The following is a 15,132-nucleotide window of genomic DNA, read 5'->3' on the forward strand; positions in this document are numbered from 1 at the left end:
TTTGTTGGGTGGATCTGGGGTTTTTTATCTGCCTTGGCGGGCCGGCCGGGGGGGGGGGGGGGGGGGCGCGCGGGGGCCCCCCCCCCCCCCGGGGGGGGGGGGGCCCGACGAGCCCACCGGCAACCTGGACACCGCCTCCACCCGCGACGTGCTGCGGATCCTCGACCGGCTGAGCGAGTCCGGACGCACGATCGTGCTCATCACCCACGAGGACGACGTGGCCGCGCACGCCAAACGGGTGATCCGGCTGGTGGACGGCGAGATCGTGGAGGACCGCCGCCAGGCGCCGGTCGACGGACCACCCCCGAGGACGGCGGCCAGTGAACCAGCTTGAGATCCTCCGCTTCGCGCTGCGCGGCCTGCTGGCCAACAAGATGCGCAGCGCCCTGACCACCCTGGGCATCCTCATCGGCGTCGCCGCGGTCATCCTGCTGGTGGCGGTCGGCGAGGGCTCCTCGCAGAGCATCCAGAAGAACATCCAGCGCCTCGGCGCCAACACGCTGACGATCTCCCCGTCCTTCTCGGGCGGGGGCGGCGGCGGGGGCGGATTCGGCGGGCGCGCGCCGGGCGGCGGCGGCAACACCGGGCCGCGCACGCAGGCCAGGCAGCTCAGCCTGGCCGACGCCAAGGCGCTCACCGACCGGACGCTCGCGCCGTCGGTCAGGTCCGTCTCGCCGGTGGTCGGCGCCAACTCCGCCACCGCCGCGTACGGCGCCGCCAGCCACACGATCGCGCAGTTCGTCGGCACCTACCCCAGCTACTTCGAGGCCATGAACAAGCCGGTGGCCAAGGGCACGTACTTCTTCAACGACGACGTGCTGGCCGCCAGGAAGGTCGTGGTGCTCGGCCGGACGGTGGTGGCGGAGCTGTTCGGCGCGGTGGACCCGATCGGCCGGCAGGTCAGCGTGTCCGGGGTGCCGTTCACGGTGGTGGGGGTGCTCAAGGAGAGCGGCTCCACCGGCATGCAGGACGCCGACGACGTGGCCGTGGCGCCGCTGCCCGCCGTGCAGCAGAGCCTGAGCGGTTTCGGCTCGCTGGACTCGATCGTCGTGCAGGCCACCGGGGCCGAGGCCACCACGGCGGCGCAGTCGGAGGTGACCGCCGTCCTGAACCAGCGGCACGGCATCACCGACGGCAACCCCGACTACCGGATTCTCAACCAGGCCACCCTGCAGGAGACGGTGAGCGAGGCCACCGGCACGTTCACCGTACTGCTCGGGGCGGTGGCGGCGATCTCGCTGCTGGTGGGCGGGATCGGCATCACCAACATCATGCTGGTCACCGTGACCGAGCGGACCCGGGAGATCGGCATCCGCAAGGCGATCGGCGCGCCGCGCAGCGCGATCCTGGGCCAGTTCCTGATGGAGGCCACCCTGCTCAGCCTGATCGGCGGGCTGCTCGGGGTGCTGGTGGCCTTCGTCGGCGCCCGGTTCACCGTGGCCGGCATCGAGCCGGTCCTCGTGCCGTCGTCCGTCGCGCTGGCGCTCGGCGTGTCGGTGGGGATCGGGCTGTTCTTCGGCAGTTACCCCGCCAACAGGGCGGCCAAGCTCCGGCCGATCCAGGCCCTGCGGCATGAGTGAGGCGGCACGAGTGGGCGGCATGAGTAAGGAGAAAGACATGGACCGGCTCGACTCCTCGCCCTTCCCCGACGACCTGGGGGAGGAACTCGCCGTCCGGCCGCGCGGCGGCGTCTCGAAGCTGACGCTCGGACTGGCCGCCGGGGTGGTGCTGGTGGCCGGCGTGCTCATCGGGATCCAGGCGGGCAAGCTGTTCGGCACGTCCGACGCCGCGCCGGCCGCCGCGCAGCTCCGGCGTACGGACGGCCAGTCCCCCGGCGGCGGCTACGGCCAGCGCGGCTCCGGCGCCGAGAACGGTGCCCAGAACGGCGGGTTCGGGCAGCGCATGGGCGGCGGCACGGTCGGCACCGTCCAGAAGGTCGACGGCGACAAGATCTACGTCAGAACCATGGACGGCGCCACGGTGACGGTCACCACCAGCGACCAGACCACGGTCCAGATCTCCAGGCCCGGCAAGGTCGCCGACCTGGCCGCCGGCACCACCGTCGTGGTGCGCGGTCAGCAGTCCGGCGACGGCTCGGTCACCGCGACCGCCATCACCCAGGGCACCCAGGGCACCCAGGGCGCCCAGGGCACGCCGGGAGGGGGCCCGCGATGAACCAGCCCGAGGCCAGGCTGCTGGTGGTCGACGACGAGCCCAACATCAGGGAGCTGTTCTCGGCCAGCCTGCGCATGGCCGGGTTCGAGGTGCTGACCGCCGCCGACGGGCGGGAGGCGCTGCGGGTGGCCGAGGAGAGCACGCCCGACCTGGTGATGCTCGACGTGATGCTGCCCGACATCGACGGCCTGGCGGTCGCGGGAAGGCTGCGGTCCCGCGGCCGCCGGGTCCCGGTGCTGTTCGTGACCGCCAAGGACACGCCGGAGGACCGGATCACCGGTCTCGGCCTCGGCGAGGACTACGTGACCAAGCCGTTCAGCCTGGAGGAGGTCATCGCGCGGATCCGGGCGGTGCTGCGCAGGACCCGCAGGGGCGCGCCGCCGCCCCACCGGCTGAGCGTCGCCGACCTGGAGCTGGACGAGGAGAGCCACGAGGTCTGGCGCGACGGCGTCCCGGTGCGGCTGTCGCCGACGGAGTTCCGGCTGCTGCGCTACTTCATGCTGAACGTCGGCCGGGTGCTGTCCAAGACGCAGATCCTCGACCACGTCTGGAACGGCGACTGGCGCACCGACGTGGGCCTGGTCGAGTCATACGTGTCGTACCTGCGGCGCAAGATCGACACCGGTGACCGGAAGTACCTGCACACGCTGCGCGGGGTCGGCTACATCCTGCGCCCGCCGCGCATATGAGGAAGCACCTCGCCCGCGCCCCGCTCTGGCTGCGCCTGGTCTCGGCCACGCTGCTGCTGGTCACCCTCGCCATCACGGTGACCGGCCTGTTCGCCGTGCGGCTGTTGCGCGGATACCTGGTCGAGCGGGTGGACCGGCAACTGGTGGCGGCCGCCGCGCCGCGCGACCTGCCGCCGCCGCCCGAGGCGTGGCCGGCCGGGCGGCAGCCGCAGCGGTTCTTCGGGCTGTTCCACTCGGTGCTGGTGGACGCGGGCGGCGCCACCGTACGGGTGATGAGCGAGTCCACCGAGGAGCACACGCCCAAGCTGCCCCGGCTGACCGGCGCGGACGTCGCCGCGCGCGGCGGGCGGCCGTTCACCGTCGAGTCGCGCGCGTCCGGCGGGCCGGACTGGCGGGTGGTCGCCGTCCCGGCCCGCGACGGCCACAGCCGGGTGATCGCCATCAGCCTCGGCGACGTCGAGGGCACGGTGGCCAGGCTCGCCCTCATCGTGGCCTTCGCCGGCGGCGGCACGCTGGCCGTGCTGGGCGTCGCCTGCTACTGGCTGGTACGGCGGAGCCTGCGCCCGCTGCGCGAGATCGGTCGCACCGCCAAGGACATCGCGGGCGGCGACCTGTCGCGCCGGGTGCCGATGTGGGCGAGCACCACCGAGGTCGGCAAGCTGGGCCGCTCGCTCAACGGCATGCTCGCCCAGATCGAGTCGGCGGTGCGCGAGCGGGAGGCGGCGGCGGAGTCGGCGCGCGAGTCGGCGACGGCGGCGCGGCGTTCGGAGGAGGTCATGCGCCGGTTCATGGCCGACGCCTCGCACGAGCTGCGCACGCCGCTCACCTCGATCAGGGGGTTCGCCGAGCTGTTCCGGCTGGGGGAGGAGAAGGACCTGGCCGAGGCCGTGCGGCTGCTGAGCCGGATCGAGGGGCAGGCCGCGCGCATGGGCCTGCTGGTGGAGGACATGCTGCTGCTGGCCAGGCTGGACCAGCGGCGGGAGCTGGCACGACGGCCGGTGGACCTGCTCAGTCTGGCCGCGACCGCCGTGATCGACGCCCAGACGCTCGCCCCCGATCGGCGGATCGACCTGGTCCGCCTGGACGGCGGCGAGGGCGAGGTGCTGGTGACCGGCGACGAGTCGCGGCTCGGCCAGGTGGTCGGGAACCTGGTGAGCAACGCGCTGCAGCACACGCCGCCCGGGACGCCGTTCGAGGTGCGCGTCGGGGTGGACGGCGAGCGGGCCGTGGTGGAGGTGGCCGACGAGGGGCCGGGGTTCCCGCCGGAGGTGGCCGAGCGGGTGTTCGAGCGGTTCTACCGGGCCGATCCGGCGCGCGGGGTGGGCGGGGCCGGGCTGGGGCTGTCGATCGCGGCGACGCTGGTCGAGGCGCACGGCGGCGTCATCATGACCGAGGGGGAGCCGGGCAAGGGCGCCCTGTTCCGCGTGCTGCTGCCACCCGCTGAGAGCCCAGGGGGTGTTCAGCCGAAGGTGTAGCCGTACAGGCCGGCGCCCTGGGAGACCTGGCGGAGGCGGCCCAGGCGCAGGCCCGTCTCGCGGACGCCGGGGGCGTACATGACCAGGCCCTGGTCTGGGGCGGCGACCAGCAGCCCGTCCAGGGGGCGGCCGGCGGTCAGCGCGCGGTAGCGGCCGGCCCCGCCGGGCAGCGCGGCCAGCGCGGCGCCGAAGTCGCGTCCCCTGCCCTTGATCAGCAGGTTCCCCTTCCGGGTCAGGCCGCCCGACGCGCGTCCCTGGAGCACCTGGACGGCGTGCTCGCCGGGCACGCCGACGGCCAGCTCGTCCCTGCCGTCGCCGGTGAAGTCCCCGGCGGCCAGCGCCGCGCCGAACCGGTCGTAGTAGCGCGGCTCGCCCTTCAGCGAGCGTTGCGACCACGCCTCGCTGCCGTGGGTGCGCAGGCCGGCGCGCGAGCCGTACAGGACGTCCACGGTGCCGTCGCCGTAGTCCATGGCCCGCTGGTTCTCGCTGAGGCCCTCGCCGGGGACGCCGATCGCCAGGTCGTCGCGGCCGTCGCCGTTGAAGTCGCCGGTGGCCAGGGCCGCGCCGAAGGCGTCCCACTTCTCCGACGCGCCGGCGATCCCCGGCGAGCTCTGCGTGAGCAGCCGGGCCCGGCGGGCGCGCGGGTCGAGCACGGTCACCGATCCCTGGCCGTCCAGGCGCACGCTGTCGGCGGGCGCGCCGACGGCCAGCTCGTCGCGGCCGTCGCCGTCGAAGTCGCCGGCCGCCAGCGCCCCGCCCCACTGGTCGGTGACGTTCGCCGACTGCCGCACCCACGACGTCTTCTGGGTGATCTGGTACGCCGTGCGGCCCTTCATTCCGTAGACGGTGACCGCGCCGCCCGAGGCGTGGCTCGGGGAGCCCACGGCCAGCTCGTCGCGGCCGTCGCCGTCGAAGTCGCCGGCCGCCAGCGCCGCGCCGAACCGGTCGCTGCCCCGCCGGGCCGGGGCCAGCTCCTCGCCGGCGACCAGCCCGGCGGGGGAGCCGTCGAAGATCTGCACGACGCCGTTGCCGTCCGCGCCGGGCACCCGCTTTCCGGCGAACTCCTCCGACACCCCGACCGCCAGGTCGGCGCAGCGGTCGCCGTCGAAGTCGCCGACGGCCAGCGCCGAGCCGAAGGCGTCCCCGGGTTCCGCGCCGGGCTGGGTGAGCTTGACGGTCCGGCCCGAGCCGTACATGACGGTCACCGAACCGGCCCTGGAGTCGTCGTAGGGAGCGGCGACGGCGATGTCGGCGCGGCCGTCGCCGTCGAAGTCGAGGGGGTGCCCGCCGCACCCGGGTGCGGCGGCGGGTGCGGCACCGGACACGAGGGGAGCGACCAGGCAGACGGCGAGCAACGCGTTCATACCGACAGTCATCTCCGTCCAGGCCGAACCCGGACTTAACGCCACGAGAACGGGCCAGGAGGGCACGATGCACATCCGCTTCGGAAGGGACTTTCGGCCCGTCCGCCGGGGCGCGGGAGCGTGCCAGGATAGACGGGTGGACATCGACCTCGCTGATCTGGACTTCTGGCGCAAACCGCTCAAAGAGCGGAATGAGGCCTTCGCCCGGCTCCGGCAACTGGAGCACCCGGTGTTCTTCCCGGAGAAGAAGGTGCCCTTCCTCCGCTCCGGCAAGGGCTTCTACGCCCTCGTCCGGCACGCGGACGTGGTCGAGGCCAGCCGCAACGCCAAGATCTTCTCCAGCGAGCCCGCCGTGACCAACCCCGAGCCGCCGGGCTGGGTCAAGCAGGTGTTCGGCGAGTCCATGGTCAACATGGACGACCCCCGCCACGCCCGCCTGCGCCGCATCGTGACGCGCTCGTTCAGCCCCAGGATGCTGGCGGGGCTCCAGGGCGACATCGAGGCCGCCTGCGCCCGCATCGTCGACGACGTCGTCAAGGAGGGCCCGCGCGACTTCGTCACGCAGGTGGCCGCCAAGCTTCCCATCCACGTCATCTGCGACATGCTCGACATCCCGCAGGAGCTGCGCGCCAAGGTCCACCAGCACGTCGACATCTCCACCGCCTACACCGGCGTGCGTCCCAGCCTGGCCCGCAGCGTCCAGATGGCCGGCCAGAACATGCTGGCCCTGCTGGCCCTGCAGCGCATGGTCATCAAGCTCGGCCACGAGCGCGTCGCCGAGCCCAAGGGCGACCTGGTCTCGCTCCTGGTCAACGCCAACCCCGACGGCGAGAAGCTGACCGACAAGGAGCTGGGCTCGTTCTTCTCGCTGCTGCTGGTGGCGGGCAACGAGACCGCCCGCAACACCATGGCCCACGGCATCCGGCTGCTCACCGAGAACCCGGCCCAGCGCGAGCTGCTGACCTCCGACTTCGACGCCCACATCAACGGCGCGATCGAGGAGATGGTCCGCTACGTCTCGCCCATCATGCAGTTCCGCCGCACGGTCACCGAGGACTACACGCTGCGCGGGCTGGAGCTGAAGCAGGGCGACAAGGTCGTGCTGTTCTACGGCTCGGCCAACCGCGACGAGTCGGTCTTCCCCGACCCCGACACCTTCGACATCACCCGCGACACCAAGCCCCACGTCGGGTTCGGCGGGCCCGGCCCGCACTTCTGCCTCGGCGCCAATTTGGCCAGGCAGGAGATGCGCACGATGTTCCGGGAACTGCTGACCCGGCTGCCCGGCGTGCGCTCAGTGGGCGAGCCCGAGCTGCTGCTGTCCAACTTCGACAACAGCGTGCGCAGTCAGGCGTTCACGTACTAGCCGTCTCCGGCTCCCCGGCCAGCACGTTCGTCCTGATGGTGAAGAACGTGACGGCCGCGGCGACCGCCATCATGGCGGCGCTGATCAGCATGGCCGCCCGGAACCCGGCGTCGAACACCGGCGGGTTCTCGAACGCGTCGCCCACCAGGCCGACCAGCGGCGGCACGGCGGCCACCGCCAGCAGGCTCCCGGTGCGGGCCACGGCGTTGTTGACGCCGCTGGCCGTGCCGGCGTAACGCTCGTCGGCCGTGGCCAGCACCGTCGCGGTCAGCGGCGCGACGGCCGCCGACAGGCCGAGCCCGAAGACGGTCACCGCGGGCAGCACCAGCAGCGGGTAGGAGGCGTGCGGGCCGATCATGCTCATCAGCACGAACCCGGCCCCCGCCAGCAGGATCCCGATCGTCATCGGCCAGCGCGGCCCGAGCCGCCGGGCCGTCTCCCCGGCCCGCGACGACAGCAGCATCATCAGGATCGTGGTCGGCAACATCGACAGCCCGGCCGCGATCGGCGAGAACCCGGAGACCACCTGGAGCTGGATCACCAGCAGGAAGAACACCACGCCCATGGCGGCGTACATGATGAGCGTGACCACGTTGACCGCCGTGAAGACGTGGTTCCTGAAGATGGCGACCGGCACCAGCGCCTGCGGCGACCTGCGCCGCTCGGTCACCACGAACGCCGCCCCGAGCAGCGCCCCCACGATCAGCGGCACCGGCGCGCCCTTCTCGATCAGCCCGTACGTGATCCCGGCCAGCGCCAGCGCGGCCAGCAGCGAGCCCAGGACGTCGAACCGCCCGGCCGCCTGCTCGTCGCGGCTCTCCGGCACGTGCCGCAGCGTCACCAGCACCACGATCAGCGCGAACGGCAGGTTGATCAGGAACGCCCACCGCCAGCCCGCCGTCTGCACCAGCCAGCCGCCCAGCAGCGGCCCGATCGCGCTGGCCACGCCGCCCAGCCCGGACCAGACGCCGACCGCCCGCGGCCGGTCCTGCCTGACGAACGACGCCTGGATGATGGCCAGCGACCCCGGGGTGAGCAGCGCGCCGCCGACGCCCTGCAACGCGCGCGCCCCCACCAGGAACTCGATGTTCGGCGACAGGCCGCACAGCGCCGAGGCCACGGCGAACCACACCGTGCCGATCAGGAAGATCTTGCGCCGCCCGTAGCGGTCGCCGAGCGACCCGCCCAGCAGGATCAGGCCCGCCAGGGTGAGGGTGTAGGCGTTGACGGTCCACTGCAGGCCGTCCATGGCCGCGTGCAGCTCCTTGCCGAGGAACGGCAGCGCGACGTTGACCACGGTGCTGTCGAGCAGGGCCAGCCCGGAGCCGAGCACGGTCGCGCCGAGAATCCACCGCCCGCGCGCCGACTTCACCTGGATGTGACCGTTCTGTCCCATCCGACAATCTTGTCACCGTGCCCGGCGGCCTCCGGCGGCCACCCCGGCGTTCGGCCCCTACGGGCGGGCGCCGAGAGCCCGGAGCACGAAACCGGACACGGCCTGCTCGGCCGTCTCGACCGTGACCTCGCCGCTGATCAGCGGCACCCGCTCGGCCCCGATGACGGCCAGCACCATCCGCGCCGTCGCGCCCACCTCGGGCACCTGGAAGTCGCCCGCCCGCACGCCGTCGTCGAGGATCTCCACCAGCACCCGCTGCATGGGCGCGACGTGCTCGGCGAGCTGCTGGTAGGCGTCGGGCCCGAGCGCCGCGCCGAGGTCGGCCGCGCCCGGATGGGGGTGGGCGAGCAGCCCCGCGAGCTGCAGCCGGACGAAGGCCCGCAACCGGTCGGCGGGCGAGGCGTGCTCGGGCAGCTCCCGCTCGTAGCTCTCGATGAAGTAGCTGGTGACGCGCTCGGTGAAGGCCAGCAGCAGCGCGGCCTTGTCGGGAAAGTAGTTGTACAGGACCGTGCGGGTGATGCCGGCCTCGTGGGCCACGTCCGTCAGGGAGATGGCGTCGATGCCCTGGGCCCTGGACAGCCGCGAGACGGCCTGCAGGATGCGGTCGCGCGTCTGGGCGCGATGCTCGCCGATCGTGGCGGCCGAGATGCGGGGCATAGGCCCATGGTAGGCCGGATCGCCGCCGGCGCACCCCTGACCGCTCCCGGGAGCCCCGCGCCGGCGCACCCGTGGCTGCTCCCGGGAGCCCCGCGCCGGCGCGCGCCGGGGTCAGGGTTTGCGCCGGTCAGGGGCCGGGTGGCCGGTGACGGCGCGCCGGGCGAGGTCCCACAGGCGTTCCAGGGCGGCGAGGACGGGCGGCGACTCCGGCCCGAGCAGCCTGGCCCAGGCGCCCGCCCCGTTCGGCAGCGTGCTGGCCCCGCCGGGCAGCCCGCTGCCCGCCGCCACCTCGTGCAGCGCGCCGGCCAGCTCGGCCGCGGGCACGGCGGAGGTGATCACGTACAGGCTGGACAGCACGCCGTGCTCGCCGAACATCGCCGGCCCGGTGACCGGGGCGCGCTCGGGCACGAGCCTGAGCGGGTCGGCGAACAGCAGCCCGCCGCCGGCGTCGCGGACGTCCAGGTCGTTGCAGTACGCGGTGTAGGCGTGCCGCTCGCCGCGGGCCAGCCGCCCGGCCAGCACGGTCTCCCCGACGATCACCGTGGCGCCGGGCCCGGCGCTCACCAGGGTGCGCTGGTAGAACCGGGACCCGGCGAAGGGGATCACCGGGTCCGGCAGGTACTCCAGGTAGCCGTCCGGCCCGGCGGTGAGCGAGACGAGCTGGGTGGCGTAGTCCTGCTCCATCCGGTAGAGCTTGGTGGCCGCCTGCGTGGTGACGTGCACGGACGCGCCCGCGCCGCAGGCGACGTCGAGCCGGTGGCGGTCGCCCTGGAGCACGCCGCCGCCGGTGGACATCACCATCACGTACGGCAGGTCGGGCCGGGCCGGGTCGTAGTAGTGCGGCCGCATGATCTGCAGCGGCGCCTTCTGGAAGTGGCCGGTCAGCTCGGTGCGCCCGCCCCGCCGCTCGAACGCCAGCTCCAGCACGCCGACCTTGCCGGGGCTGCCGACCGGCAGGGTGTCGGGCACGCCGGCGTGCCGGGCCACGTCCGCCGGGACCGAGTCGATCGTGTAGTGGCCGGCGGCCAGCCGGTCTACCGGGCCGGCGAGCACGCCGGCGCCCCGCTGAGGACGAAGTCGGCCACCTCGGTCACACCGGTGCCGCGCAGGGCGTCGGTGAGCACGACCGGCCGCCCGTCGCGGACCCGGTCGGCGTCGCGCGCCATGACCTCCAGGTCGGCCCGCACGTACGGCGCGATGTCGATCTTGTTGATGACCAGCAGGTCCGAATCGGTGATGCCGGGACCCCTCTTGCGCGGCATCTTGTCCCCCTCGCCGGTGTCCAGGACGAAGACGTAGACGTCGGCCAGGACGGGGCTGAAGGTGAGGGTCAGGTTGTCGCCGCCGCTCTCGAACAGCAGCGTGTCGATGTCGGGGAAGCGCTCCAGCAGCTCGGCCCCGGCGGCCAGGTTCATCGTCGGGTCGTCGCGCACGGCGGTGTGCGGGCAGGAGCCGGTCTCGACGCCCACGACCCGCTCGGGGTCCAGCACGCCGTCCAGGGTGCGCCGGACGTGCTGGGCGTCCTCCTGGGTGTAGATGTCGTTGGTGACGACGGCCAGGCTGCGTCCCCGGTCGAGCAGCACGGGCACCAGCGCCTCTATGAGGGCGGTCTTGCCGGAGCCGACCGGGCCGCCGACGCCGATCTTGAAGACGCGGTCCATGGCGGTGCCCGCGGGCACGTTCACGGCGGGGTGCGGGTGCGGGTGGTGGTGATGCATCGGGACGCTTCCCTTCTCAGGTGGTGAACAGCCGGGCCTCGGCCCGTTCGTGGGCGGCGCTCATCGTGTCCGCGAGCGGCGTGGCGGCGTGCAGGTCCAGCGGGCCGCGGGCGGCCAGGGCGCGCCCGGCGGCCCGCCCGATCGCGCCGGCCGCGCCGTACAGGGTGGCCTGGGCCTGTCGGAAGTCCAGCAGGCGCAGCCGTACGGCGGCGCTGACCCAGCTCGCGGCGAACGCGTACAGGTCGCCGGTCACCGCGTCGGCCTCCCGGACGCCCAGCCCGGCGTAGGCCGTGCCCAGCACGACGGCGTGGTTGCCCGGCGTGACCCTGGCCTCGACCAGCTCCGACAGGCGGGCCAGCGCCGGGGTCGCGAAGACCAGGGCGGCCGTGCGCAGGACCTGGTTGCCGGTCCTGGTGGCGGCGGCCCGGATCTCCCGGCCGAGCTTGACGGCGTGCAGCCGCCGGTCCACCTCGATCAGCGCGTCCCAGTCGCCGGCCGTCACCGCCCGGTGGGTCAGGACCAGGGCGGTGGCGTCGCCCGGCCCCGCCGCGTGCAGCAGCAGGTCCTCCAGCAGCGCGGCGACGTCCACCGGGCCGGCCTGCGCGTACGCCTCCAGCCCGTGCGAGAGCGTGTAGAGGCCGCCCGGGAAGGCCGAGTCGGTGAGCTGGAGCTGGGCGAGCAGGCTCATGCCAGGAAGAACAGGTGGTTCAGCGGCAGCTCGCGGGCCGGCGCGATGGTCGCGTGCTCGCCGTCCACCGTGACCTTGTACGTCTCGGGGTCCACGGTGATCCTGGGCAGCGCGTTGTTGCGGATCATGTGCCGTTTGTCCACCGTCCTGGTGTGGCGCACCTTGGCGATCAGCCGTTGCAGGCCGAGCCGTTCCGGCACTCCGGCGGCGATGGCGGCGTCCGGCAGGAAGGTCACGTTGCTCTTGCGCTGCGCCATCCCCATCGCGCCGAACATCGGCCGGTAGTAGACCGGCTGCGGCGTGGGCAGCGACGCGTTCGGGTCGCCCATCTGCGACCAGTTGATCAGGCCGCCCTTGACCACCAGCGCCGGCTTGGCCGCGAACGACGTGAACGGCCACAGCACGACGTCGGCCAGCTTGCCGTCCTCCAGCGAGCCGACGTGCTCGGCGATGCCGGTCGTCCGGGCCGGGTTGATGGTCAGCTTGGCCAGGTAGCGCAGCACCCGCGCGTTGTCGTTGCGCTCGGAGTCCTCCGGCAGCCGGCCGCGCTGGTCCTTGCAGTGGTGGGCGGTCTGGAAGGCGCGGGTGAAGGTCTCCCCGATCCGGCCCATCGCCTGGGAGTCGGAGGAGAACATGCTGATCACGCCCATGTCCTGCAGCACGGTCTCGGCCGCGATGGTCTCCACCCGCACCCGGCTGTCGGCGAAGGAGACGTCCTCGGGGATGTCGTGGTTGAGGTGGTGGCAGACCATCACCATGTCCAGCAGCTCGTCGGCCGAGTTGATGGTGTACGGCAGCGTCGGGTTCGTCGAGGACGGCAGCGCGTTCGGCTCACCGGCGATGCGGATCATGTCCGGCGCGTGACCGCCGCCCGCGCCCTCGGTGTGGAAGGTGTGGATCGCCCGGCCGTCGATGGCGCTGATCGTGTCCTCCAGGTAGCCGGCCTCGTTGAGGCTGTCGGCGTGCAGCGCCACCTGGACGTCGTACTCGTCGGCGACGCGCAGCGCGCAGTCCACCACCGCCGGGGTGGAGCCCCAGTCCTCGTGCACCTTCAGCGCGCACGCCCCGGCCTCGATCTGCTCGGCCAGCGCGGCCGGCAGGCTGGCGTTGCCCTTGGCCATGATGCCGATGTTCACCGGCAGCGCCTCGACGGCCTGCAACATGCGGCCGATGTTCCACGGGCCGGGAGTGCAGGTGGTGCCGCGGGTGCCGTCGGTGGGGCCGGTGCCGCCGCCGATCAGCGTCGTGACGCCGTTGGTGAGCGCGGCCTCGGCCTGCTGCGGCGCGATCAGGTGCACGTGCGGGTCGATCGCCCCCGGCGTGGCGATCATGTTCTCGCCCGCCAGCACCTCCGTCCCGGCGCCGATCACCAGCCGGCGGTCCACGCCGTTCTGGGTGTGCGGGTTGCCCGCCTTGCCGATCCCGACGATCCGCCCGTCCTTGATGCCGATGTCGCCCTTGACCACGCCGAGCACCGGGTCCAGCACGACCGCGTTGGTGATCACCAGGTCGAGCGCGATCGTGGCGTTCTGGGAGCCGGGGTCGGCCGCCATGCCGTCGCGGGCGGTCTTGCCGCCGCCGTAGACGGCCTCGTCGCCGTAGAAGCCGGCCGTGTGGTCCTTCTCGATCTCGATCACCAGGTTGGTGTCGGCCAGCCGGACCCGGTCGCCCACGGTCGGGCCGAACATGGCGACGTACTGCTTGCGGTTCATGGTGCTCATCGGCTCAGGCCTTCTTCTTCCTGGCGGCCGGCTTCTTGGCGGCCGGTTCCTTGGCGGCCGGTTCCTTGGGGGCGGCCTTCTTGGCGGCCGCCTTGCGCGCGGGCGGCTCCTTGCGCGCGGGCGGCTCCTCGCCCGGCGCGCGGACCGTGGCCCCCGGCTCCGGCTGGTCGGCGTACCCGAGCTCGGCCAGGCGGCGCAGGGCGCGGGTGCGGCTGTCCCTGGCCCGCAGGCCGCCGTCCACCAGTCCGGCGAAGCCGACGACGCGCATGCCGCCGGCGAACTCGACCAGGGTGACCTGGTGGGTGTCGCCCGGCTCGATGCGTACGGCGGTGCCGGCCGGGATGTCGAGATGCATGCCGTACGCCTTCTCGCGGTCGAAGCTGAGCGCCCGGTTCGCCTCGAAGAAGTGGAAGTGCGAGCCGACCTGGATGGCCCGGTCGCCGGTGTTGCGCACGGTCAGGGTGACCGTGGCGCGACCGGCGTTGATCTCGATCGGCTCGTCCCCGTACATGATCCGGTCCGTGTCCGTCATGGCGAACCGCTCCTTTCTGGTCGCGGCGGTGTCAGCCGCCGATGGGGTCGTGGCAGGAAACGAGCTTGGAGCCGTCCTTGAACGACGCCTCGACCTGCATCAGCTTGAGCATTTCGCGCACCCCGGGCATGACGTCCCCGGCGCCGAGCACCTGCTTGCCGAGCTCCATGCACTCGGCCACCGTCCTGCCGTCCCGGGCGGCCTCCAGGACCGCGACGCTGATCAGCGCCACCGCCTCGCTGTAGTTCAGCTTCACGCCGCGCTCGCGGCGCTTGGCGGCCAGGTCGGCGACGACGTAGATCAGCAGCTTGTCGATCTCGCGCGGTGCGAGGTTCATGAGCTCTCCTTAGGTGCAAGCGCGCCGGACGCCGGAGAACGCCGGGACCGCCGCCAGGAAGATCCAGGTGACCAGGACGAACGGCCAGGTCAGGGTGTGCCCGCCGACCGGCGCGAACAGGTGGCCGACGAACGCCGTCAGCACGGTCGCCGACACCACGCCGGCCAGCGCGTACAGCAGGCCGAGGACGGTCGGCACGACGAACGCGCAGCACAGCGCGATGCCGGTGAGCACCGCGTTGTAGCCGTACAGGCCGGCGCCGATGTCGGCCGCGGGCGCGCCGAGCAGCACGGCCACCAGGATCCCGACGGCGCTGGCGGCCAGCGCGGCCCCCGCCACCCGCCACCCGGCGAACGCCAGGCCGATCAGGAAGATCAGGCCGATGTACCACTTGCCCTGGAAGAACACCTGGCCGACGCCGTTCAGCAGCCCCTGCCACAGGTCGGCGAACGTCACCGCGGTCCCCGGGGACGTCGCCGACGGCGGCGCCGCCAGGACGTGCCGGCGCCAGACCCGCTCGTAGGCCGGGCCGCCGACCACCATGATCGTGGCCACCGCGCAGAACGGCGCCGTGAGCCCCGGCAGGTCGTGCGGCCCGAGCAGCGTCCTGAGCGCCGACGTCAGGACGCTGCCCATGATCGCGCCGACGACGACCAGCAGCAGCGTGATCCACCGGGCCTGGAAGTACAGCACCAGCGCGACGCCGATCAGCGTGCCGTTGAACCCTTCCAGCCCCGCGGCCACGCTCTCCCTGGACGCGCCGAGGAACCAGGCGGTGAGCGTGCCCACGGCGGCGCCGACCAGGCCGAACAGCGCGAACTGCCATCCGGCGGCGAGCAGCGCGACGACGAAGCAGATAGCGGTGCCCAGGTTGTTCTGCAGGTCAACCTGGCTGACGCCGCGGAGCGTGGCGAGCGGCAGGTCGGGCATCTCGGCGCGCATGTCCGCCTGCCTCTCTCGCCGGAACCTGGTTGACGAGCGGCAGCATTCCCCTGCGGGCGGCGGGCCACGCGG

The 15,132-nt window shown here is 73.1% G+C and carries 15 protein-coding genes and 1 pseudogene; 6 read left to right on the forward strand and 10 right to left on the reverse strand.

The window, feature by feature from the left end:
* Positions 1 to 148: 148 nt before the first annotated feature.
* From ACIBQ6_RS04040 to ACIBQ6_RS04060, 5 genes are read left to right on the forward strand one after another with little or no spacing between them, the layout of a single operon-like run.
* Positions 149 to 334 carry a hypothetical protein gene (locus ACIBQ6_RS04040; RefSeq protein WP_397210139.1) on the forward strand — a complete coding sequence of 62 codons (186 nt, stop codon included), beginning with the start codon at positions 149 to 151 and terminating at the stop codon, positions 332 to 334.
* Entirely contained in the window at positions 321 to 1,580 is a 1,260-nt protein-coding gene (locus ACIBQ6_RS04045) for an ABC transporter permease (RefSeq protein WP_397210141.1), read from the forward strand. The genes ACIBQ6_RS04040 and ACIBQ6_RS04045 overlap by 14 nt, the downstream gene beginning before the upstream one ends.
* A gap of 19 nt (positions 1,581 to 1,599) precedes the next feature.
* The gene (locus ACIBQ6_RS04050; RefSeq protein WP_397210143.1) at positions 1,600 to 2,175 is read left to right on the forward strand and encodes a hypothetical protein; all 576 of its coding nucleotides are present in this window, start codon (positions 1,600 to 1,602) and stop codon (positions 2,173 to 2,175) included.
* Positions 2,172 to 2,864 carry a response regulator transcription factor gene (locus tag ACIBQ6_RS04055; protein WP_358293176.1) on the forward strand — a complete coding sequence of 231 codons (693 nt, stop codon included), beginning with the start codon at positions 2,172 to 2,174 and terminating at the stop codon, positions 2,862 to 2,864. The genes ACIBQ6_RS04050 and ACIBQ6_RS04055 overlap by 4 nt, the downstream gene beginning before the upstream one ends.
* Positions 2,861 to 4,339, forward strand: coding sequence for a sensor histidine kinase (locus ACIBQ6_RS04060; protein WP_397210145.1), 1,479 nt, complete (start codon positions 2,861 to 2,863; stop codon positions 4,337 to 4,339). The genes ACIBQ6_RS04055 and ACIBQ6_RS04060 overlap by 4 nt, the downstream gene beginning before the upstream one ends.
* On the opposite strand, the gene ACIBQ6_RS04065 is transcribed toward ACIBQ6_RS04060, so the two are convergent.
* Entirely contained in the window at positions 4,324 to 5,703 is a 1,380-nt protein-coding gene (locus ACIBQ6_RS04065) for an FG-GAP and VCBS repeat-containing protein (protein ID WP_397210147.1), read from the reverse strand. The two genes, ACIBQ6_RS04060 and ACIBQ6_RS04065, sit on opposite strands and share 16 nt — an antisense overlap.
* Before the next feature lie 136 nt (positions 5,704 to 5,839).
* Between ACIBQ6_RS04065 and ACIBQ6_RS04070 the strand changes: the two genes are divergently transcribed.
* Positions 5,840 to 7,069, forward strand: coding sequence for a cytochrome P450 (locus ACIBQ6_RS04070; RefSeq protein ID WP_358293170.1), 1,230 nt, complete (start codon positions 5,840 to 5,842; stop codon positions 7,067 to 7,069).
* Here ACIBQ6_RS04070 and ACIBQ6_RS04075 read toward each other — a convergent pair.
* From ACIBQ6_RS04075 to ACIBQ6_RS04115, 9 genes and pseudogenes are all read right to left on the reverse strand, one after another.
* Positions 7,059 to 8,465 carry an MFS transporter gene (locus ACIBQ6_RS04075; protein WP_358293168.1) on the reverse strand — a complete coding sequence of 469 codons (1,407 nt, stop codon included), beginning with the start codon at positions 8,463 to 8,465 and terminating at the stop codon, positions 7,059 to 7,061. The genes ACIBQ6_RS04070 and ACIBQ6_RS04075 overlap by 11 nt on opposite strands.
* Before the next feature lie 57 nt (positions 8,466 to 8,522).
* Positions 8,523 to 9,122 (reverse strand): TetR/AcrR family transcriptional regulator, encoded by a 600-nt coding sequence (locus ACIBQ6_RS04080; protein ID WP_352330623.1) that lies wholly within the window; start codon positions 9,120 to 9,122, stop codon positions 8,523 to 8,525.
* A 111-nt stretch (positions 9,123 to 9,233) separates the two neighbouring features.
* Positions 9,234 to 10,175, reverse strand: coding sequence for an urease accessory protein UreD (locus ACIBQ6_RS04085; protein ID WP_397210149.1), 942 nt, complete (start codon positions 10,173 to 10,175; stop codon positions 9,234 to 9,236).
* Positions 10,157 to 10,840, reverse strand: coding sequence for an urease accessory protein UreG (gene ureG, locus ACIBQ6_RS04090; RefSeq protein ID WP_358293162.1), 684 nt, complete (start codon positions 10,838 to 10,840; stop codon positions 10,157 to 10,159). Before ureG ends, ACIBQ6_RS04085 begins: the two co-directional genes overlap by 19 nt.
* Before the next feature lie 16 nt (positions 10,841 to 10,856).
* A complete protein-coding gene (locus ACIBQ6_RS04095) occupies positions 10,857 to 11,528 on the reverse strand; it encodes an urease accessory protein UreF (protein ID WP_397210151.1) in 672 nt (223 codons plus the stop codon).
* Positions 11,525 to 13,249 carry an urease subunit alpha gene (gene ureC, locus ACIBQ6_RS04100; RefSeq protein WP_397210153.1) on the reverse strand — a complete coding sequence of 575 codons (1,725 nt, stop codon included), beginning with the start codon at positions 13,247 to 13,249 and terminating at the stop codon, positions 11,525 to 11,527. The genes ACIBQ6_RS04095 and ureC overlap by 4 nt, the downstream gene beginning before the upstream one ends.
* Positions 13,250 to 13,475: 226 nt before the next feature.
* Positions 13,476 to 13,781, reverse strand: a pseudogene (locus ACIBQ6_RS04105) (urease subunit beta); the annotation flags it as partial.
* Positions 13,782 to 13,812: 31 nt separating this feature from the next.
* Positions 13,813 to 14,118: an urease subunit gamma gene (locus ACIBQ6_RS04110; protein WP_352330244.1), complete on the reverse strand. Its 306-nt coding sequence runs from the start codon at positions 14,116 to 14,118 to the stop codon at positions 13,813 to 13,815.
* Between the two features lie 9 nt (positions 14,119 to 14,127).
* Positions 14,128 to 15,060: an urea transporter gene (locus ACIBQ6_RS04115; RefSeq protein WP_397210154.1), complete on the reverse strand. Its 933-nt coding sequence runs from the start codon at positions 15,058 to 15,060 to the stop codon at positions 14,128 to 14,130.
* Positions 15,061 to 15,132: the final 72 nt, after the last annotated feature.

The organism is Nonomuraea sp. NPDC049655, from assembly GCF_044465465.1.
In the GTDB taxonomy this organism is placed as follows: Bacteria; Actinomycetota; Actinomycetes; order Streptosporangiales; family Streptosporangiaceae; genus Nonomuraea.